This is a genomic window from Nocardia testacea NBRC 100365, from assembly GCF_000308775.1.
Classification (GTDB): Bacteria; Actinomycetota; Actinomycetes; order Mycobacteriales; family Mycobacteriaceae; genus Nocardia; species Nocardia testacea.
The window spans coordinates 22,687-43,262 of sequence record NZ_BAGJ01000052.1; the positions used below are offsets into that span (position 1 = coordinate 22,687).

Sequence of the window (20,576 nt, forward strand, 5' to 3'; positions counted from 1 at the left end):
ATATGTGTCTGCTCTGAATTTCGCCGCAGCGGGTCCGAGTGTTACGTGTTACAGGCGCTCTTTCGTGCCCGATCCCATTGACCGGTTTACCGGTATCCGGGCCCCTACCGGGTGATCGAATCAGAAAACATTGCTATGACTGCAGGTCCGGACGGTGTGTCGATCGGTCGGTGTCGGTATTGTGATGTTGAATCGACCCGGTCAAACCAGATGTTCGAGCGATGAGTGAAAGCGGAGGAGATATGGCACTGCCAACGATGACCGCGGAACAACGCACGGAGGCTCTGGCCAAAGCGGCGGCGGTGCGCAAGGCGCGCTCCGAACTGATCGGTCAGGTGAAAGACGGCAAAGTCTCTGTCGCCGACCTGCTGCGCAAGGCCGATAGTGATGAACTGGTCAAGAAGACGAAGGTGGTCGCCGTGATCAAGGCGCTGCCCGGTGTCGGCCCGGTGAAGGCCGCCAAGCTGATGGACCAGGCGGATATCCCGGAAGATCGCCGGATCGGCGGGCTGGGCGCTCGTCAGCGGGCGGCGCTGCTGGAGGCGCTGGCCAACTGAGGAGGTGGAGCGTTCGAAGGTGGACGCTCCGAACTCCGGCCGTGGCCGAGCCGGTCGGTGACACGACCGGCGTGGCCCGGCGGGCGGCTGTCGCGAGCCGCCGTACCCGATCGGGCACGTCGATTCCGGGCGGTTCGCGGCCCCGGCCGGAAAAGGTGGATACGTGGCGATATGGCCCTCCGTGTAGAACTCGAATCGTTCCTCGACGAATACCAATCGACGCTGAGCGCCTACGACGCCGAGCGTACGGCGGCCCTGTGGGGCACTCCGGGCACCATTGTCGGTGACGATTTCGTCGGTGCGCTGCATTCGCGGGAAGAGATGGCCCAGGGTCTGGCACAGGCTCATCCCATTTATCAGACGCTGGGGCTGGCGCGGGTAGACCACACCGTGGTCGATTACGCGGAACTGACCGGTTCACTGGTGCGGGCGCGGGTGCGCTGGCATTTCTACGACAGCGACGACGCATTGCTCACCGACAGCGATTACGAGTACCTGCTGCGTCGGGACGACGACGGGTTGCGTACCTATGTGGCGGTCGCCATCGACGAGGCCGAGAAATTGGCCCGGGTGGCGGCGGACAGGGGCGTCCGGCTGCCGGGAATGTGAGGAGCAAGCTCTTCCCGGTTCCGGTGATGCCCGTTACCGGCCGTCGGCCGTGCCTCGGGTGGTGAGCAGGGCCGCTATTCCGTCGAGAATTCGCTCCGTGCCGAACTCCAGGGCGGCGTCGCGTTGCGGTGCCCCCGCGTGTGTGCCGGCGGAGGGTGGAGGTTCCGATACGGCCGCGATCAGCCGCGGGAATCGATCCCCCGCCAATTCGAGTGCCGCGGCCATGGCGCCGGTGAATTCTTCCTCGGTGGCGCCGGGCCCCACGACCTGCTGGGCCAGGCTGCGCACGTGCCCGTTCAGTACGACGAGCGTGTCCAGTCGCTCCGGGCCGGTCAGCGCGGTATCCGCCATCGCCTCCAGCGCGGCCTCGGTCCAGCCCAGTTCGTTGGGTCCCATCGGTCGCGCTCCGGCGAGTAGTTCCATCACCCATGGGTGGCGCCGATACCGCTCGAAGGTCAGCAGTGCCCAGGACCGTAGGCCGGCTCGCCAGCGCGGAGATCCCGAGGTGTCCAGTGCCGGCAGGCCGGCCAGCGCCTCCTCCACCATCAACGCGGTCAGTTCCGCCTTCCCCGGCAGATGGCGGTACAGCGACATCTTCGTATAGCCGAGGCGATCGGCCAGCCGCTGCATGGACAGCGCCGCCAGACCCTCCGTGTCGGCCAATTCGACCGCCGCGGTGACGATCGCGGCGCGGGTGAGTGTCGGCTTGGGGCCCCGTGTCGGGCGCCGGTCGGTTCCCCAGAGCAGTTCGAGGACGGTCGGCGTCGCCATCGGATTCCTTTCCGGAAGTGGATTGACGTGGAACTGTGTCTACCATACGCTGAATGGCGTCCATCGGAAACAGTTTCCATTGGACGCAAATATGGATGGAGTTCGTCATGCAGAACCGCACCGTTCTCATCTCCGGGGCGAGCATCGCCGGCCCGGCGCTCGCCTACTGGCTCGACCGCTACGGGTTCGATGTCACCGTGGTCGAACGGGCACCCGCGCTGCGCCCGGGAGGGCAGGCCGTCGATTTCACAGGGGCCGTGCAACGCACGGTGCTCGAGCGGATGGGTGTTCACGACGAGATCCGGCGGCGTAGTACGGGCGCCACCGATATGGTCTTCGTCGATGCCGACGGCCGGGAACGAGCACGGATGTCCGGCGACTTCACCGGCGGCGACGTCGAGATCCTGCGGGGAGATCTGGCCGAAATCCTCTACGACCTGACCGCCCGGCGCTGCGCCTACGTGTTCGGCGATTCGATCAGCGCACTGCGGGAGACCGGAGACGGCGTCGAGGTCGAATTCGAGCACGGTCCTGCGCGCCGCTTCGACCTGGTGTTCGGCGCGGACGGTATCCATTCCCGGGTCCGCCGCCTGGCATTCGGCCCGGAGGAGAAGTTCGTCGGGCACCGCGGCTACTACTACGCCATCGCCGGCGAACCACTCGCCGCCGAATCCGGCGACGGGCCGCGGCGGCGAGTGTCCCACGCCTACAGCGCACCGGGCCGCCTCGCGGTGCGCGGGGGGCCGAAGGCGCAGCAGATGTACATGTTCGCCGCCGCCGCGCGGACATTCGCCGACGACGCCGAGAAGCGGCGCGTACTGGTCGACCACTTCGCCGGAATGAGCGGGCCGGTCTCCGATATGCTCGCCGAACTGCCCGGATACGACGACTTCTATCTGGACGCGCTGGCCCGGGTGCGGATGCCCAGCTATGTGTCGGGCCGGGTGGCACTGGTCGGCGACAGCGCCTACGGCAACACCCTGGCCGGCTTCGGGACCGGTCTGGCAGTGGTGGGTGCGTATGTGCTGGCGGGCGAACTCGCCGCCGCCGGGGGCGAGCACACCGAGGCCTTCGCCCGATACGACCGCATCATGCGCCGATACGCGAAACTCGGGGGCAGCAGTAGCCCGGGCCCGTTCCTGGCGCCGAAAACGGCTCTGGGCCTGCGGTTGCGGAACTGGTTCCTGGGGTCACGCTGGTTCGACATGATGGACAGGTTCGCCGGCGACGCCAAGGACGATATCGAGTTGGCCGACTACGCCGCTGCGCCGGCGCGGTAGCGAGTACGCGGCCGTCCGCCCACTGCACGCCGAGAATCGTGAGCGCCTCGCCGTTGCCGGGAAACCTACCGCCGGCGCGGGGCCCGACCGGTCATGGCCGAGGAAGATGCCGCGGCCACCCGGCCCGGGTCATCCGGCGATGCCGATGCCGCGGATCCGCTCCGGATGGCTGTAGATGTTCATGGTGTCGCCGCGCACGAACCCCGCCAGGGTGAGACCGGACTCGTCGGCCAGGTCGACCGCCAGCGAACTGGGCGCCGAGACGGCGGCGAGGACCGGGATACCGGCCAGGACAGCTTTCTGTACCAGTTCGAACGACGCGCGCCCGCTGACCACGAGCACGAGATCGGAAGCCGGTACACGGTTTTCGCGCAGCGCCCAGCCGATCACCTTGTCCACGGCATTGTGGCGGCCGATGTCCTCGCGCACCACCAGGGCCGTACCGTCGGGGGTGAACAGACCCGCCCCGTGCAAGCCGCCCGTGGCGTCGAACACCGACTGGTGGGCGCGCAGCCGATCCGGCAGGGCAGCGAGTACTTCGGCGTCCAGCAGCGGTCGCGGCGCCGGCAACGGATATCGGCTGCGCATCCGGACCTCGTCGAGCGCGGTGCGCCCGCAGAGCCCGCAGGCACCGGTGGTGAGGAACGGCCGGTCCGGGAGCACGATCGGGGCACGCAGGCCCACATCCAGCACGTTGTAGGTATTGCGCCCCTCGTCGTCGGTACCGGCGCAGTAGCGGGCGCTGTGGATATCGGCGGCGGCGCCGATCAGCGTCTCACCGAAGAGGAAACCGTGCACCAGGTCGATATCGTGACCGGGGGTGCGCATGGTGACGGTGAGCGACTCGCCGCGCACCCGGATCTCCAGAGGCTCCTCCACGGCCAAGGTGTCGGGGCGGACGATCTCCCCGGACGGGGTGATCCGCCGCATACGGCGGCGGGCGGTGACTCTGCTCATCGCCGGTGGGTATGCGGTTCGAGCCGGACGGTGACGGCTTTCGACACCGGGGTGTTGGAACGGTCGGCCACATGATCCAGCGGCACCAGCGGGTTCGTCTCGGGATAGTAGGCGGCGGCATTGCCGCGCGGAGTGGAGTAGGCCACCAGCCGGAACCCTTCGACGCGCCGGTCCGCGCCGTCGCTCCACTCCGAGACCAGATCGACGAGATCGCCGTCGCGGAAACCCAGGTCAGCGATATCCGTGGCGTTCACCAGGACCACCCGGCGCCCGTGGTGTACCCCGCGATAGCGGTCGTCGAGGCCGTAGATCGTGGTGTTGTACTGGTCGTGGCTGCGCAGGGTCTGCAGGATCAGCCGCCCCGGCGGCACCGGTACCCACCGCAGTTCGTTCACCGCGAAGTTGGCTTTGCCGGTGGTGGTCCGGAATTCACGGGAATCGCGCGGCGGATGCGGCAGCACGAAACCGTTGCGCTGCCGGACCCGGGCGTTGTAATCGGTGCAGCCGGGCACCACCCGGGCAATGGCATCGCGGATGAGGTCGTAGTCACCGCGGAACCGATCCCACGGCACCGGATGGTCCGGACCCAGCAGTTCCCGGGCGAGTTCACAGACGATGGCGACCTCGCTGCGCAGTTCCGGCCCGACCGGTGTCAACCGGCCGGTGGAAAGGTGCACCATCGACATCGAATCCTCCACCGAGACCTGTTGCCGCATACCGTTCTGGATATCCAGATCGGTGCGGCCCAGGGTCGGCAGGATCACCGCGGTCTCCCCGTGCACGATATGGCTGCGGTTCAGTTTGGTGGACACCTGCACGGTCAGCGCGCACCGGCGCAGTGCGGCTTCGGTGACCGCGGTGTCGGGGGTGGCGGAGACGAAATTGCCGCCCATACCGAAGAAGACGCGGGCGTGACCGTCGCGCAGAGCCCGGATGGCCGCGACGGTGTCGTAACCGTGCGCCCGCGGACTGGTGATCCCGAACTCCTGGTCCAGGGCGGCCAGGAAGGTTTCCGGAGCCCGCTCCCAGATTCCCATGGTGCGGTCGCCCTGCACATTGGAATGTCCGCGCACCGGGCACAGGCCCGCCCCCGGCCTGCCGATCATGCCGCGGATCAGCAGCAGGTTGGCCGCCTCCTCGATGGTGGCCACCGCATGTGTGTGCTGGGTGAGTCCCATCGCCCAGCACACGATCGTGCTCGTCGAACCGGCCAGCAGCGCGGCCGTGCGTTCGAGATCGTCGCGGGAGAGTCCGGTCGCGGTGAGCACGGTGTCCAGGTCGACAGCCCGGATATGCCGCTCGTAGTCGGCGAAACCGGCGGTGTGCGTATCGACGAAAGCCCGGTCAACCACGGTGCCCGGGGCCCGGTCCTCGGCCTCGAACAGCAGTTTCGCCAAGCCCTGGAACAGCGCCATATCGCCACCCAGGCGGATCTGCAGGAAATCGTCGGCGATATCCACCCCGGTGGTCAGCCCCCGCACGGTCTGCGGATCGCGGAAACCGATCAGGCCGGTCTCGGGCAGGGGGTTGATCGCGATGATCCGCGCGCCCGCCTTCTTCGCGTCCGCCAGAGCGCTGAGCATCCGCGGATGGTTGGTACCCGGATTCTGCCCCGCGATCAGGATCAGATCGGCGGCCGCGAAATCGTCGATGGTCACCGAGCCCTTGCCGATACCGATCGACCCGGTCAGCGCGGTGCCCGAGGACTCGTGGCACATATTGCTGCAGTCGGGCAGGTTGTTGGTCCCGAAACTGCGCACCAGCAGCTGGTAGAGGAACGCCGTCTCGTTGGCGGTACGGCCGGAGGTGTAGAACACGGCCTCGTCCGGCGAATCCAGGGCGTGGAGGTGCTCCGTGATGAGCCGGTAGGCCTCCGCCCAGGAAATGGGGGAGTAGTGGGTATCGCCGGGCCGCCGCACCATCGGGTGGGTGAGCCGGCCCTGCCGCCCCAGCCAGTACCCGGACCGTTGCGCGAGTTCGTCGATCGAATACCGGGCGAAGAACTCCGGCCCGACGGTCTCGAGCGTCGCTTCCTCGGCGACGGCCTTCGCGCCGTTCTCACAGAATTCGGCGGGCCGGCGATGACCGCTCGGCTCCGGCCAGGCACAACCCGGGCAGTCGAACCCGTTCACCTGATTGACCCGGGCGAGGGTGCGGGCCGTGCGTATGACACCCATATCGGAGACCGCCCGCTGCAGGGCCACGGCCACCGCTCGTACACCGGCCGCCTGCTCCTTCGGTGCAGTGACGGTCAGCTCGGACTCGTCGATATCGTCGGTGGGGGCGTTGCGGTGCATACCGACCATTGTGATCCACCTTCGCGGCCGGGGCCCGCCCCCGGTTCCGGAACGGCCGAGCGCCGGAGTGGAGAACCGGGTGCCGGGGGGACGAGCGGGGTGCCGGGATCAGGCGGAGCCGCCGTGGTAGGTGAGGACCTGTTCGCTGATGCGGATCCGTCCGCCGGGCGGAAGTTCGGTGGGGGACTGGCTGATCCGGGTCCAGCGCGGTTCGCCGGGGGTGGAGACGAAGGTTCCGGCGGCGGTTCCCGCGTCGCGGAGGAAGACCTTCCCCGAGTCGACCGAGAGGTAGGCGTGGACGCGGGAGATGTGGCGGTCGCGCTGCAGAACCAGGGGAGCGGCGGTTTTGCGGCGTACCGATTCGTCGACCGAGGGGCCGCGGCCGATGACGTAGGCGCGGTCCAGCGGGTAGGCGGTACCGTCCTCGGCCACCAGGGTCGGCGGGGCCGAATGGGCTTGTTCGGCGCTGGGGGTGCGGGTGTGCGGGTGCGGCCGGGCCGGTTCCTTGCGCAGGCGGATCGGTTCGGGATCCACGCGCATGGGCGCCGGTGCGGCCGACCACGCGCGGGTGCCGGGCAGTGGTTCCGCGGGGGACACCTCGGCGAGACCGGTCCGGGGCCCGGAATGCGATTCGGGTTCCGGCTCGCTCGCGGCGAGCCCGGCCGGTGCCGTCGCGACGGGTTCGTAGGACGCCGCCGTTTTCTTCGCCGGAGTGGTGGCCCGGTTCTGATTCTTGGTGCCGCGGCGCACCGCGGCCTGGATGACGAAACCCCCACCGGGCACGACTCCGGCGCGCAGATCGGTGCGCGGATACGGCGTGATCCGGCCGTCGGCGCCGGGGCCCACGGTGAGTGTGCGCACGGGGTCGCGCACGATTTCGTCCACCCAGGTGAAGGCGCGGGCACCGACCAGCCGCCGCGACCCCTCGGCCCCCGAGATCATCGCCGACACCGGGCCGCGCAGCAGCACCAGGGTGCCGTCGGCGGTGGGCGCGACGAGCCCGAACGGGGGCGGCTCCGAACCGGTGCCGAAGACGACCGCGGCGAGCCGCTGCGCGATGGCCGCCCCGGGATGCTCGGCGTCTGCCACGGCTTCGACCGCGCCGAGTATCCGCTCGGTGGAGGCATTGGCCCCCACGAGATAGATCACGACGTCACCGAACCGCGCGACCAGGCCCTCGCCCGGTGCGATCCCGATAGTGGACGTATCAACGCGCACCCGCGGCTCCTTCCTGGCGCACTACCGGATCCAGCATAGATGCGAATCCGTTACCCGGCGTATGAGATGGTGGCGACGGATCGCCGGGGTGAGCGGGCAGACCGCCGCGCCGCACGGAACAGAGAGTAGGGATTGTCATGTCGCTCAGCGCACCGGACGGACGCCCTGGGGTGGTCGCGGCCGGGTCCTCGACCGCGCGCCCGGCGCTGCCGGTGCTCCGTCGGCCCCGCTACCTCGGGCAGGCCGGGGCCGCTCTGGTGGATCACTGCTCCTCCCGGGTGGCGGATGTGCTGCGGGCGGGTGCGGCGTGATCCGGGCGGCGAGCGCCGCGGATATCCCGGTGCTGCAGGAGATCGAGGTGCGGGCGGGGCAGCCGTTCGCGGCGTTGGGGATGCACGCGGTCGCCGGTGACGAACCGCTGTCGGCCGAGGTGCTGGGCGAATTCGTGCTGGACGATCGCGCCTGGGTCTGGGCCGTCGCGGACCGGGGACCGGTGGGTTACCTCATCGCGAGCGTCGTCGACGGGAACGCCCATATCGACCAGGTATCGGTCCTGCCCGAGTACCGCGGAGCCGGCATCGGCCGGCGCCTGATCGACCGCGCGGTGCGCTGGGCCGCCGAGCACCGATTGCCGGCGATAACGCTCACCACGTTCACCGAGGTGCCGTGGAACGGGCCCTATTACCAGCGGCTGGGTTTCCGCTATCTCGATCCGGCCGCGGAGACCCCGCAACTGCACGCGCTGCGAGCGGCCGAGATCGCGCACGGTCTCGACCGCTGGCCCCGGTCGTGCATGTGGGCCGCGACCGAGACCTGGGAGTACGCCTGAATTCAGCCCGTGGTGGCCGCCACCGCGGCAACGGCCGCGGCCAGCGCGGCGGCCCGGTCGGCCGGAACCAGCCCGATCCGGGTGCGGCGGTCCAGCAGATCACCGGCGTCGAGGGCGCCCTCCTGCTCCAGCGACCAGACGAACTCCGCCGCGAGCACATCCACGCCGGGCGCGACCGGGGTGGCCAGCTCCGGGTTCGCGGCGGTCAGCGTGACGACCGCCGGGGCGTCGGCGCCGTAGCGTTCGATGAGTAGCTGGGGCGCGGCCAGCCGGTCGCGGGCCACCCCGGTGACCGCGCCGGCCAGCGGCAGGTTCTTCGTCCGGCACGGGCCTGCGCGCAGTCGCGAGTGTGCCACGGCGGCGTCGACGGCGTCCTGCGCCATCTTGCGGTAGGTGGTGAGTTTGCCGCCGACCACTGTCACCAGCCCGCTCGGCGCGGTGAGGACCGCGTGTTCCCGGGAGATATCGGCCGTGCTGTCGCCGGCCGTGCGCAGCAGCGGCCGCAGGCCGGCATAGCTGCCGCGGATATCGGTGTGCGTCAGCGGGATACGGAGCACCGTGTTCACCGTGTCGAGCAGAAAGTCGATCTCGGTAGCGGTGGGCCGCGGTTCGTCGGGGACGGGCCCGGGCGCGTCCTCGTCGGTGAGTCCCAGGTAGACCCGTCCGTGCGGGGCGGGCAGGGCGAAGATGAACCGGCCGACGGCGCCGGGCACCGGCACGGTCAGCGCCGCGGTGAGCCCGCCGAAGGCGGCGGCGTCGAACACCAGATGGGTGCCGCGGCTGGGTCGCAACTCGATGCTCGGATCCACCTGGTCGGCCCAGATACCGGCCGCGTTGACCACGGCCGCGGCGCGGATCCGGAGGCTTTCGCCGGTCAGGGTGTCGCGTAGGACGGCGCCGTCACCGCCGGCCTGTTCGGCGGCGACACGGGTCAGCACGGTCGCGCCGTGCGCGGCCGCGGTGCGGGCGAGTGCGACCACGAGTCGCGCGTCGTCCACCAGTTGCCCGTCCCAGGCCTGCAATCCGCCGCGCAGTCCGTGCTGCCGTACGGTCGGCGCCAGCCGCAGTGCCTCGGCGCGGGTCACCCGCCGCGACCGGGGTAGCAGTGCTCCGGGTGTGCCCGCCCCGAACCGCAGCGCGTCGCCGGCCAGGAACCCCGCCCGGATCAGGCTCCGGGTGGACAGGCCGATCCCGGGCAGCAGCGGGACCAGTTGGGGGAGCGGCCGGACCAGGTGCGGAGCATTGCGCCGCAGCAGGATTCCCCGCTCCACCGCGCTCTCGTGCGCGATGCCGACCTTGCCGCTCGCCAGGTAGCGCAGTCCGCCGTGCACCAGTTTCGAACTCCACCGGCTGGTGCCGTGGGCTAGATCATGGCGTTCCACCAGCACGGTGCGCAGTCCGCGGGCGGCCGCGTCGAGCGCGACGCCGGCGCCGGTCACGCCGCCGCCGATCACGAGCAGGTCGATGTCCGGGTGGTCGCCGAGGGCCGCGAGCTCGCGGCGCCGGCGGGAGGCGTTCAGTGCGGGTCCCGCGGTGCGGGAGGGGTTCTCGGCCATCTGTTTCTCGGCACGGCGCCCGCCGGTGCGGCGGAACGGAAGACGGGGACGAGCACCGCTTCCGGATGCGCCGGGCCCTACTCCTTCCTGGAAGGTGGGATCACGGGGCGAGATAGCTGTCGAGGGCGTGGCGGAGTTCGGTGTCGAGCGCGGAACCGTCGAGCAGATGGGCGACCGTGGCCGCCGACTGCACCGCCGACTGGGTGATCAGCAGGACCATGGCCGCCAGCCGGTCGGGTTCGCCGGCCCGGACCGATCCGTCCGCCTGGCCGTCCCGGATGCCGGTGTCGAACAGTTCGAGCAGTTGCCGCTGGTTGCGGCCCAGGCGGCCGAAGACGTAGGTGAGCATCAGGTCGGTATCGGTGCGGAAGATCTTGCCGAACAGCGGGTTCGATCGGACCTCCGCCGCGCCGGTGACCACGCCGGTGACCAGCCGCTCCCGGGCCGGACCGGTGGTCGGTACGGCCGCGGCGATGATCTCGCGCAGTTCGCGCACCAGGAGTTCGGCGACCAGAGCGCGGCTGTCGGCCCACCGGCGGTAGACCGTCGGCCGGCTCACGCCTGCCCGGCGGGCGACCTCGGTGAGCGTGGTGCGCCGGACGCCGAACTCCGCGACGCAGGCGCGGGCCGCGTCCAGGATCGTCTGCTCGACGGCTGCTGCGCCGGATGACACGGACTCGACCTCGTCTCCAGTTCGGGTTACTGCTTGACACTCCATGTCAAACTGTAACGCATGACAGGTGAGCAAGGCGAACGTCCGGTGAACTCGGCGTCGAGCGCGCGGCGACCGGATATGGTGTGGGACGCCTGGGGTGTTCCCGCCGGGCACACACCGCTGCCCGAGCAGATCCGCGGCCTCCTGACACAGGTGTTCGGAATCTCCGGGGAGCCGGCGACGCGTCGTGATGAGGGCGATGTGCCGCTCCGGCCGCCGGTCCTGTCCCCGGACCGGCGGGCCGGTCTGGCAGATCTCGTCGGCGCGGACCATATCTCCACCGAAGCGGTCTCCCGGTTGCGCCACGCCGGTGGCAAGAGCACACCCGACCTGCTGCGACGTCGCGATCCGGCCCCGCAGGACGCACCGGACGCGGTGGTCTTTCCCGCCGGCCACGACGAGGTGGCGGCCGTCCTCGCCTACTGCTCGGCGGAGGGCATCGCGGTGGTGCCCTTCGGCGGCGGCACCAGTGTGGTCGGCGGGCTCGATCCGGTGCGCGGCGCGTTCGACACGGTGATCGCACTGGACCTGCGCCGGCTCGATGCCCTGCTGGACTGCGACCCGGTCTCCGGCACCGCCACCTTCGGCGCCGGCGTCACCGGCCCGCGGGCCGAGCAGTTGCTCGCCGAGCACGGGCTCTCGCTCGGACATTTCCCGCAGAGTTTCGAATTCGCCAGTATCGGCGGATTCGCCGCGACCCGGTCGTCGGGTCAGGCCTCCGCCGGATACGGCCGGTTCGACGATATGGTCCAGCGCGTCCGGGTGGCCACGCCGACGGGAAGCGTGCTGCTGGGCCGGGCACCCGCCTCGGCCGCCGGACCCGATCTGCGCGAACTGTTCGTCGGTTCCGAGGGCGCGCTCGGCGTCCTCACCGAGGTCACCGTCCGGGTCCATCCGATCCCGGCGACCACAACTCATATGGCCTGGTCTTTCCCGGATTTCGCGACCGGCGCCGCCGCATTGCGCGCGGTGGTGCAGGCGGGCGCGGCGCCGACGGTGCTGCGGTTGTCCGACGAAGCCGAAACCGGGCTGAACCTGGCCCGCGCCGGAAACGTCGGCGGGGCATCGGTTTCCGGTTGCCTGGCGGTGACCACATTCGAGGGCACCGCCGCCCACACCGCGGCCCGTGGCGCCGAGGCCGCCGCGCTACTGCGCGCCGCCGGCGGTACCGAACTCGGGCCGGAACCGGCCCGGGAGTGGCAGCACGGCCGCTTCGCCGCCCCCTACCTGCGGGACGCACTGCTGGATGTCGGGGTGCTGTGCGAAACCCTGGAGACCGCCACCACCTGGAGCGCGCTGGCCGAGCTGAAGGCGAAGGTGACGAGCGCGCTCACCGATTCGCTGACCGCCCAAGGCGCTCCCGCGCTGGTGATGTGCCATATCTCGCATACCTACCCGACCGGCGCGTCGCTGTATTTCACGGTGGTCGCCAAGCTGCTCGACGATCCGATCGCGCAGTGGCGGGCCGCGAAGACCGCCGCCGGGAACGCCATCGCCGCGGCCGGCGCGACCATCACCCACCACCACGCCGTGGGCGCGGACCACCGTGCCTGGTTGCCCGACGAGATCGGCGACCTGGGCGTGCGGGTACTGCGCGCGGTGAAACGCGAGATCGACCCGGCCGGGATCCTCAACCCTGGCAAACTGCTGCCATGACACGCCGCAACGCAGCGGAGTCCCGGCAGGTGCGGACGGTCGCCGTGGTGACCAACCCCGCTTCAGGGCAGGGCAGAGCGCGCGAAGCCGCCCGCACCGTCGCCGACCGGCTGAGCGCGGACGGCGTGGCCGTCGTCGAGATCCACGCGCCCTCCGCGGCCCGGACCCGGGAGCAGGTTCGCGAGGTGGTGACCGGCGGCGCCCCCGACGCCGTCGTCTGCGTCGGCGGTGACGGTCTGGTGAACACGATCCTGGACCCGCTGGCCGGTTCGGGCGTTCCGCTGGCCCTGGTTCCGGCGGGTACGGGCAACGACCTGGCGCGGGAACTCGGTATCGCCGACGAGCCGGCCCGGGCCGCGGAACTGATCCGCTCCGGTCGGGTGCGCACCATCGACCTGGGCCGGCTGGAACCCGACGGGCACGACCCGATGTGGTTCGCCACCGTCGCGTGCACCGGCTTCGACGCCCGGGTCACCCTGCGTGCCAACCGGATGCGTTACCCGCGCGGCCGGTCCCGCTACACCGTGGCCGCGGTCGCGGAGATCGCGCACGGTATCGCCGTGCCCTACCGGATCGAGCTGGGCGGTCCGGCCCCCGAGGTGATCACCACGGAGGCGTTGCTGGTGGCGGTGGGAAACACCACCACCTACGGCGGCGGAATGCTCATCTGCCCGGACGCCCGCTGCGACGACGGCCTGCTGGATGTGACCGTGGTCGGCAAGGTCTCGCATCTGGAGATGCTGCGAATCCTGCCTGCCCTCTCGGCGGGCCGGCGGATCGAACACCCCGCGGTGAGCCAGTACCGGACCGAATCCCTGCGTCTGCACGCTCCCGGCGCCCCGGCCACCGCCGACGGCGAGCCCGCGGGCCGGCTCCCGCTCACCGTGCGTGTCGAACGCGCGGCGCTGACCGTACTGACGCCCTGACCGCGGCGGTCAGGCGGCGAACCGGATACGCAGCCGGTCCACGCCGGTCCGGTCGATCACCACGACCGAGGCGGGCGCGGGCCGGGGACCGGCCCCGGTCTCCAGCTGCCCCAGCAGCCGTCTCCAGCGCCATACGTGCCAGTGGAACGACAGCCGTCCGACCCGCCGTCCGCGCGCGTACTGTCCGGCGCGGGCGACCGTCGCCGGCACATCCAGGAACACCATGTGCAGTTCGCGGCCGTGCCGGACGGCCCAGCGCGTCAGCATCCGCCGCGTGAAACCGATGGTGCCGCAATCATGGATCACCACGGGGCCGGTGTGATCGCGCAGTGCGACCCAGATGCGGCCGAAATGCACCACGTGTACCACCGGCCGCCACAGCGGATAGGGCAGCCAGGACAGCCGGCGCCGCCAGGAATTGCGGGCATGGATGGAATCGAGCACCACCGACCGGTCGGGACCGGGTAGCGCGTGCTCGGCCTCGGGGTCGGCGCCGAACAGCCGGCGCAGCGCGGTGCTCTTGCCCGCGCCGGGGATTCCGGCGAACAGCACGGCCGCGCTCGCCGGGTACCGCAGCTCCCGCGTCGCCCGGCCCCGTAGGTCGTCGACGGCCCGGGGCCGGACGATTTCCGAATCCGATTCCGGGAAGATGGATTCCGCGGGGTTCACCGGTAACGAGTCGAGCGGGGGGTTCACCCCGTCCAGGGTCCCCAGTCGAACCGGTTTCGGCAAGAATGTCGCCTTTGTCTGCTCGAGGTCACAGCTTTCGGCCGAAGCGCGTCGGCCCGGCGAGCCGGGCGCTCGCCTGAGAATTCCGGTGCTCAAGCTGAGAATTGTTTATGGATTGGCGGCGCAGGCCCGGATCGGCGGTAGTCTTACACATGTAGGCGGAGTCTTCGGTGTCCCTCATCCACCGAAGGCTCCGCCTTCGACCTTTCCGGCATCTTCGCCGAGGCCGGCAGTGTGCACGGTCTTCGCCGGTCCCCGCAGTCGCCCCTCGCCTTCTCGCGCGTAGCGGGACTCCGGCGTCCGGGCGCGTGCGGACAGATTCCGCAATAGGTCCTTCGCCCCTCGGTCGATCCCCCTCGAAGTAGGGACAAAGGTACGCAACCGCCGGTCTGTCTTCTCCTATGCCTGTCCGGATGGTCGGCATTTGTGGTCGGAGCCCGCCCCGACTCCGGACTGAGCGGAGGAGGGAAGAGCCGGGTCACGAGGGCTCCGACCCCGCGGCGCCGAAGGCGACGCCGATAGAACTAGAATCGCGGCGTGACCAGCGCAGCCCCTGACAACACGCGTAATCGTGCCGATGCCCTCCCCAAGAGCTGGAATCCCGGCGAGGTGGAGGCCGACCTGTACGAGCGCTGGGTAGCCGCCGGTTACTTCACGGCCGACCCGCACAGTTCCGCGCCCGCGTACTCGATCGTGCTGCCGCCGCCCAATGTGACCGGCACACTGCACATGGGCCATGCGCTCGACCACACCCTCATGGACACCCTGGCGCGCCGGAAGCGGATGCAGGGTTACGAGGTGCTGTGGCTGCCCGGGATGGACCATGCCGGTATCGCCACCCAGACGGTGGTGGAGAAGCAGCTCGCCGCGGACGGGAAGACCAAAGAGGATTTCGGCCGCGAACTGTTCGTGCAGAAGGTCTGGGACTGGAAACGTGAGTCCGGTGGCGCGATCCAGTGGCAGATGCGGGCGCTCGGGGACAGTGTGGACTGGTCGCGGGATCGGTTCACCATGGACGAGGGCCTGTCGCGCGCGGTCCAGACGATCTTCAAGCGCCTCTACGACGCGGGCCTGATCTACCGGGCGGAGCGGCTGGTGAACTGGTCGCCGGAACTGCGTACCGCGATCTCCGATATCGAGGTCAAGTACGAGGACGTCGAGGGCGAGCTGGTGTCGCTGCGGTATGGGTCGCTCGACGATGCCGAACCGCACGTCGTGGTCGCCACCACCCGGGTGGAGACCATGCTCGGTGACACCGCGGTCGCGGTGCACCCGGATGATCCCCGGTACCGGGACCTGATCGGCACCACGCTCGAACATCCGATCACCGGACGGCAGATCCCGATCATCGCCGACGACTACGTGGACCCCGAGTTCGGCTCCGGCGCGGTGAAGATCACCCCGGCCCACGATCCGAACGACTTCGAGATGGGCCTGCGGCACAACCTGCCGATGCCCACGATCATGGACGAACGCGGCCGGATCGCCGATACCGGTACCGAATTCGACGGGATGGACCGGTTCGAGGCGCGGGTGAAGGTCCGTGAGCGGTTGGCCACCGAGGGCCGGATCGTCGCCGAGAAGCGCCCGTACCTGCACAGTGTCGGGCATTCCGAGCGCAGCGGCGAAGCGATCGAACCGCGGCTGTCCATGCAGTGGTGGGTGAAGGTCGAATCGCTGGCCAAGGCGGCCGGTGACGCGGTCCGCAACGGCGATACCGTCATCCACCCGGCGAGCCAGGAACCGCGCTGGTTCGACTGGGTCGACGATATGCACGACTGGTGCATATCGCGGCAGCTGTGGTGGGGCCATCGCATTCCCATCTGGTACGGGCCCGAGGGCGAAGTCGTGTGCGTCGGTCCCGACGAACAGGCTCCCGAGGGATGGGTGCAGGACCCCGACGTCCTCGACACCTGGTTCTCCTCCGGTCTGTGGCCGTTCTCCACGATGGGCTGGCCGGACGCGACCCCGGAGCTGGCGAAGTTCTATCCGACCAGCGTGCTGGTCACCGGATACGACATCCTGTTCTTCTGGGTGGCCCGGATGATGATGTTCGGCACCTTCGTCGCCGACGACGCCGCGGTGGCCACCGGTAAGGGCGGGGACTATCCGGTTCCCTTCAAGGATGTGTTCCTGCACGGACTGATCCGCGACCAGTTCGGCCGGAAGATGTCGAAGTCGCGGGGTAACGGGATCGACCCGCTGGACTGGATCAACAACTACGGCGCGGACGCGCTGCGCTTCACCCTGGCCCGTGGTGCCCAGCCGGGCGGTGATCTGTCCGTCGGCGAACCGCACGCCCTGGCCTCGCGCAGTTTCGTCACCAAGCTGTTCAACGCGACCAAGTTCGCGCTCTTGAACGGCGCCCGCCCGGGACCGGTGCCCGCCCGGGAGACGCTGACCGACGCCGACCGCTGGATCGTGGACCGGCTCGACGAGGTGCTCGCCGAGGTCGACGCCGCGTTCGACGCCTACGAGTTCGGTAAGGCCTGCGAGGCGCTCTACCACTTCGCATGGGACGAACTCTGCGACTGGTATCTGGAACTGTCCAAGGTCCAGTTCGCCGAGAGCGAGGAGCGGGCCGAATCGACCCGGGTCGTGCTCGGGTCGGTGCTCGACGCGGTGCTGCGGTTGCTGCACCCGGTGATCCCGTTCGTCACCGAAGCGCTGTGGCAGGCGCTGACCGGCGCGGAGTCGGTGGTCGTGGCGTCCTGGCCGCAGCGCTCCGGCACGCCCGCCGATACCGGCGCGGCGCGGCGTATCGCCGATCTGCAGCGGCTGGTCACCGAGATCCGCCGGTTCCGCAGCGATCAGGGGTTGAACGACAAGCAGAAGGTCGCGGCCCGGGTGCTCGGCCTGGACGCGGCGGGTCTGGCGCATCTCCATCCGGAGGTGAGCACGCTGGGCCGGCTCACCGAGCCCGGCGCGGATTTCGCGGCGACGGCCTCGGTGGAGGTGCGGCTCAGCGGCACCACGGTCACCGTCGAGGTCGATACCTCGGGCACCGTCGACCTCGCGGCCGAGCGGCGGCGCCTGGAGAAGGATCTGGCGGTCGCGCAGAAGGAACTGGCGGGGACCGAGGCCAAACTCGGTAACGAGGCGTTCCTGGCCAAGGCCCCGGAACCGGTGGTGGACAAGATCCGGGCCCGGCGCGAGGTCGCCGCGGCCGAGGTGGAGCGGATCGGGGCCCGCCTGGCCGAGCTGAGCGGCAAGTGAACACCCACGGCGACGACGCCGAGCCGGACCCCCGGTCCGGGGGCTCTCGGCTCGGCACCGGGCCGTCACCGGTGGACCTGGCGGAGATGGCCCTGGTCGAGGCGGAACTCGATCAGCGCTGGCCGGAAACCAAGATCGAACCCTCGCTCACCCGGATCGCCACGCTCATGGATGTGCTGGGTTCACCGCAGCGCGCGTTCCCGGCGATCCATGTCGCGGGCACCAATGGTAAGACGTCGGTGACCCGGATGATCGACTCGCTGCTCACCGCGCTGCACCGCCGGACCGGCCGGCTCACCAGCCCGCACCTGCAGCTGGCCACCGAGCGGATCAGTATCGACAACCGGCCGATCTCCCCGGCCCGCTATGTCGAGCTGTACCGGGAGATGCAGCCCTATATCGAGATGATCGATGCCCAGTCGGCGACCGCGGGCGGCCCGGCGATGAGCAAATTCGAGGTGCTCACCGCCATGGCCTACGCGGCGTTCGCGGAGGCGCCGGTGGACGTCGCGGTCGTGGAGACCGGGATGGGTGGCAGCTGGGACGCCACCAATGTGATCGACGCGCAGGTCGCGGTCATCACCCCCATCGGCCTCGACCACACCGAATACCTGGGTCCGGATCTGACCTCCATCGCCAAGGAGAAGGCCGGGATCATCAAACGCGCCCCGGAGTCGCTGGTTCCCACCGATACGGTCGCGATCATCGCCCAACAGGACCCCGAGGCGCTGGAGGTACTGCTGCGCCGGGCCGTGGAAACCGACGCGGCGGTGGCGCGGGCCGGTTCGGAGTTCCAGGTGCTGAGCCGGCGGATCGCCGTGGGCGGTCAGCAGCTCGAACTGCAGGGGCTCGGCGGGGTCTACGACGAGATCTTCCTGCCCCTGCACGGAGAGCACCAGGCCCACAACGCGGCGCTCGCATTGGCCGCGGTGGAAGCCTTCTTCGGCGCCGGGGCGCAGCGGCAGCTGGACATCGACGCGGTTCGCGCCGGTTTCGCCGGGGTCACCAGCCCCGGGCGCCTCGAACGGATGCGCAACGCACCCACCTTGTTCATCGATGCCGCGCACAACCCGGCCGGGGCGACCGCGCTCGCCGCCACGCTGACCGCCGAATTCGACTTCCGCAAGCTGGTCGGCGTGGTCGCGGTACTGGCCGACAAGGATGTCGCCGGAATCCTCACCGCGCTGGAGCCGGTTTTCGACGAGATCGTGGTGACCACCAACGGGTCCCCCCGGGCGTTGCCGGTCGATCAGCTCGCCGATCTGGCGGTCCAGCGGTTCGGCGACGAACGCGTGGTCACCGCCGACACCCTGCCGGACGCGCTGGAAACCGCCGTCGCGCTCGCGGAGGAGGTCGGTGCGAGCGGGGAAATGGTCTCCGGTGCCGGAGTGGTCGTCACCGGGTCGGTCATCACGGCCGGCGCCGCCCGGGCCCTTTTCGGCAAAGACCCCGCGTAGCGCCCCCATCCACCGGAACGGCATTTCGAGCACCCCGACGGGGCATACCTACCGTCGGGGTTTTCGCGCCAAGGGCGGCCCCCGCTTCCGTCCGACCATGGGGTTCGGGGCCCGGCTCGATTCTGGAGCGACGGAGCGGGGGAGCGTCGGAGTGAAGAATCGAGACCGAGGGGGCCCCGAACCCGCGCCGCCGGAGGCGGCGCAATATATACAGCATGAGTGAGCCCGAAGCGCCGAAATCCGAGGCGACGCCCCCGGCTCCGCCCGATCCGTGGAAGGGTCTGCGCGGGGTGATGGCCGGGGCCCTGGTGCTCGAGGCGATCACGGTGCTGCTGGCCCTGCCGGTGGTGGCCGATGTCGCCGGTGGTGTCACCTGGGTATCGGGCACCTATCTGGTGGTCCTGGCCCTGGTGATGATCGTCGGCGCGGGTTTGCAGCGCCGCCCCTGGGCGGTCCCGTTCAATCTTGGGTTGCAGGTGCTGGTGCTGATCGGCGGGGTGTTCCATCTGTCGATCGCGGTCATCGGCGTCATCTTCCTCGCGGTCTGGGCGTTCATCCTGCTGCTGCGCTCGGATGTGAAGCGGCGAATGGACGAGGGGACGCTGCCGAGTCAGCGCACCTCCGGAGGTTCCTGAGCGAGGCCGCCCGGCACGGCTCCGCCTCCGCCCTCCCGGCGCCGTCGCTACTCGCGCGTAGGCCGAGGGGACTGCGGTTGGGCCTCGCCCGGCGGCGCCCATTAGGCTGACCGCGTGACAGAGCAGACGTTGATTCTGATCAAACCCGACGGTGTGGCCCGCGGCTACGTCGGCGAAGTACTGAACCGCATCGAGCGCAAGGGTCTCACCATCGCGGCCCTGGAGCTCAAGCAGGTGACCGAGGAAGTGGCCGCCGCTCACTACGCCGAGCACGCGGAGAAGCCGTTCTACCGTTCGCTGATCGAGTTCATCACCTCGGGCCCGGTCGTCGCGGCCGTCCTGGAGGGCCCGCGCGCCATCGCCGCGTTCCGGCAGCTGGCCGGTGGCACCGATCCGGTCGAGAAGGCCGCGCCCGGCAGTATCCGTGGTGACCTGGGCCTCGAGACCCAGTACAACCTGGTCCACGGATCGGACTCGCCCGAGTCGGCCAAGCGCGAAATCTCCCTCTGGTTCCCCGAATTCCCCCTCTGATCACTGTCCGGTGCCGGGCCGACCGGACCCGTGCGAGTGCCCCGCCCGGCGCCACGGCGAACACCTGGCGCACGGTATGGGATACTGGTACTCGGTTGCGCTCCACAGGGGGCACGACCGGATGACACACTGCGGAACGATGCCGCCACCGCTGCCGCGGACGTACAGCCGGATTTCTGGGCTGCGTCTGCCCGGCGCGCTGGACGAGCGCTCGGACCGCGGAGTTCAGCCATATGCCAGGCGCCGCGTGGCCAGTTAGCCCGACCGACGTTCGATAGTGGAGATAACCGGGCACGCGGGGCGAGACCATTGACCTCGCGCCAACCGCGCGAGGCGGACGGAAAGCGTCCCCGCGACGGCCGCGTCACTCGAAGAGGAACGCGCCCGGGGGCCCGAGGAGACTTCGTGGCCGATCAAGAGCCGCTGGACACAACATCACAGGACGACGATCACTTGCCGGAGCGAATCCGAGTACATGCCCTGGCCAAACGGCTCGGCGTGACCAGTAAGCGCATCCTGGCCAAACTCAGCGAACTCGGGACCGAGGCCCGTAGCCCGCAATCGAGCGTGGACCGGGCCGTCGCGGAGTCGGTGCGCGAATCACTGACCGCTCCGCCCGCACTCGCCCCGGCCGAGC

At 69.9% G+C, this 20,576-nt stretch carries 19 protein-coding genes; 12 read left to right on the forward strand and 7 right to left on the reverse strand.

The window, feature by feature from the left end:
* Positions 1–242: 242 nt before the first annotated feature.
* Both mihF and ON38_RS06910 read left to right on the forward strand, forming a co-directional pair.
* Positions 243–557: an integration host factor, actinobacterial type gene (mihF, locus tag ON38_RS06905; protein WP_030523251.1), complete on the forward strand. Its 315-nt coding sequence runs from the start codon at positions 243–245 to the stop codon at positions 555–557.
* A gap of 171 nt (positions 558–728) precedes the next feature.
* A complete protein-coding gene (locus ON38_RS06910) occupies positions 729–1,166 on the forward strand; it encodes a DUF6841 family protein (RefSeq protein WP_039823309.1) in 438 nt (145 codons plus the stop codon).
* A 33-nt stretch (positions 1,167–1,199) separates the two neighbouring features.
* On the opposite strand, the gene ON38_RS06915 is transcribed toward ON38_RS06910, so the two are convergent.
* Complete coding sequence (locus ON38_RS06915) at positions 1,200–1,937, reverse strand: TetR/AcrR family transcriptional regulator (RefSeq protein ID WP_039823310.1); 738 nt, start codon at positions 1,935–1,937, stop codon at positions 1,200–1,202.
* Positions 1,938–1,990: 53 nt separating this feature from the next.
* Here ON38_RS06915 and ON38_RS06920 point away from each other — a divergent pair, with 53 nt between their 5' ends.
* Entirely contained in the window at positions 1,991–3,217 is a 1,227-nt protein-coding gene (locus ON38_RS06920; protein ID WP_245563943.1) for an FAD-dependent monooxygenase, read from the forward strand.
* A 129-nt stretch (positions 3,218–3,346) separates the two neighbouring features.
* Here ON38_RS06920 and fdhD read toward each other — a convergent pair whose 3' ends face one another.
* The 3 genes from fdhD to ON38_RS06935 form a co-directional block, all read right to left on the reverse strand.
* A complete protein-coding gene (fdhD, locus tag ON38_RS06925) occupies positions 3,347–4,174 on the reverse strand; it encodes a formate dehydrogenase accessory sulfurtransferase FdhD (RefSeq protein WP_039823311.1) in 828 nt (275 codons plus the stop codon).
* Positions 4,171–6,471: an FdhF/YdeP family oxidoreductase gene (locus tag ON38_RS06930; protein WP_051164455.1), complete on the reverse strand. Its 2,301-nt coding sequence runs from the start codon at positions 6,469–6,471 to the stop codon at positions 4,171–4,173. Before ON38_RS06930 ends, fdhD begins: the two co-directional genes overlap by 4 nt.
* 108 nt (positions 6,472–6,579) lie before the next feature.
* Positions 6,580–7,689 carry an FHA domain-containing protein gene (locus ON38_RS06935; protein WP_039823314.1) on the reverse strand — a complete coding sequence of 370 codons (1,110 nt, stop codon included), beginning with the start codon at positions 7,687–7,689 and terminating at the stop codon, positions 6,580–6,582.
* A gap of 137 nt (positions 7,690–7,826) precedes the next feature.
* Here ON38_RS06935 and ON38_RS35880 point away from each other — a divergent pair, with 137 nt between their 5' ends.
* Entirely contained in the window at positions 7,827–8,000 is a 174-nt protein-coding gene (locus tag ON38_RS35880) for a hypothetical protein (protein ID WP_157181689.1), read from the forward strand.
* Positions 7,997–8,518 (forward strand): GNAT family N-acetyltransferase, encoded by a 522-nt coding sequence (locus ON38_RS06940; RefSeq protein WP_039823315.1) that lies wholly within the window; start codon positions 7,997–7,999, stop codon positions 8,516–8,518. Before ON38_RS35880 ends, ON38_RS06940 begins: the two co-directional genes overlap by 4 nt.
* A 2-nt stretch (positions 8,519–8,520) precedes the next feature.
* Here the strand turns inward: ON38_RS06940 and ON38_RS06945 are convergent, their stop codons facing one another.
* Together ON38_RS06945 and ON38_RS06950 are read right to left on the reverse strand one after the other, a co-directional pair.
* Positions 8,521–10,074: a glycerol-3-phosphate dehydrogenase/oxidase gene (locus ON38_RS06945; RefSeq protein ID WP_039823316.1), complete on the reverse strand. Its 1,554-nt coding sequence runs from the start codon at positions 10,072–10,074 to the stop codon at positions 8,521–8,523.
* A 100-nt stretch (positions 10,075–10,174) separates the two neighbouring features.
* Positions 10,175–10,792 (reverse strand): TetR/AcrR family transcriptional regulator, encoded by a 618-nt coding sequence (locus ON38_RS06950; RefSeq protein ID WP_051164453.1) that lies wholly within the window; start codon positions 10,790–10,792, stop codon positions 10,175–10,177.
* A 75-nt stretch (positions 10,793–10,867) separates the two neighbouring features.
* Between ON38_RS06950 and ON38_RS06955 the strand changes: the two genes are divergently transcribed.
* Complete coding sequence (locus tag ON38_RS06955) at positions 10,868–12,445, forward strand: FAD-binding oxidoreductase (RefSeq protein WP_039823319.1); 1,578 nt, start codon at positions 10,868–10,870, stop codon at positions 12,443–12,445.
* Complete coding sequence (locus ON38_RS06960; protein ID WP_039823320.1) at positions 12,442–13,371, forward strand: diacylglycerol kinase family protein; 930 nt, start codon at positions 12,442–12,444, stop codon at positions 13,369–13,371. Before ON38_RS06955 ends, ON38_RS06960 begins: the two co-directional genes overlap by 4 nt.
* Positions 13,372–13,380: 9 nt before the next feature.
* Here ON38_RS06960 and ON38_RS06965 read toward each other — a convergent pair whose 3' ends face one another.
* A complete protein-coding gene (locus tag ON38_RS06965; protein ID WP_245563944.1) occupies positions 13,381–14,103 on the reverse strand; it encodes an ATP-binding protein in 723 nt (240 codons plus the stop codon).
* 534 nt (positions 14,104–14,637) lie between these two features.
* On the opposite strand from ON38_RS06965, the gene ON38_RS06970 reads away from it, so the two are divergent.
* The 5 genes from ON38_RS06970 to ON38_RS06990 form a co-directional block, all read left to right on the forward strand.
* Positions 14,638–17,316: a valine--tRNA ligase gene (locus tag ON38_RS06970; RefSeq protein ID WP_039823322.1), complete on the forward strand. Its 2,679-nt coding sequence runs from the start codon at positions 14,638–14,640 to the stop codon at positions 17,314–17,316.
* A 71-nt stretch (positions 17,317–17,387) separates the two neighbouring features.
* On the forward strand, positions 17,388–18,773 hold the full coding sequence (folC, locus tag ON38_RS06975; protein WP_444543708.1) for a bifunctional tetrahydrofolate synthase/dihydrofolate synthase: 1,386 nt from the start codon (positions 17,388–17,390) through the stop codon (positions 18,771–18,773).
* Between the two features lie 215 nt (positions 18,774–18,988).
* On the forward strand, positions 18,989–19,408 hold the full coding sequence (locus tag ON38_RS06980; protein ID WP_039823324.1) for a DUF4233 domain-containing protein: 420 nt from the start codon (positions 18,989–18,991) through the stop codon (positions 19,406–19,408).
* Positions 19,409–19,522: 114 nt separating this feature from the next.
* Entirely contained in the window at positions 19,523–19,939 is a 417-nt protein-coding gene (gene ndk, locus ON38_RS06985; RefSeq protein ID WP_039823326.1) for a nucleoside-diphosphate kinase, read from the forward strand.
* Between the two features lie 405 nt (positions 19,940–20,344).
* On the forward strand, positions 20,345–20,576 hold a 232-nt coding region (locus ON38_RS06990), incomplete at its 3' end, for a translation initiation factor IF-2 N-terminal domain-containing protein (protein ID WP_039823327.1).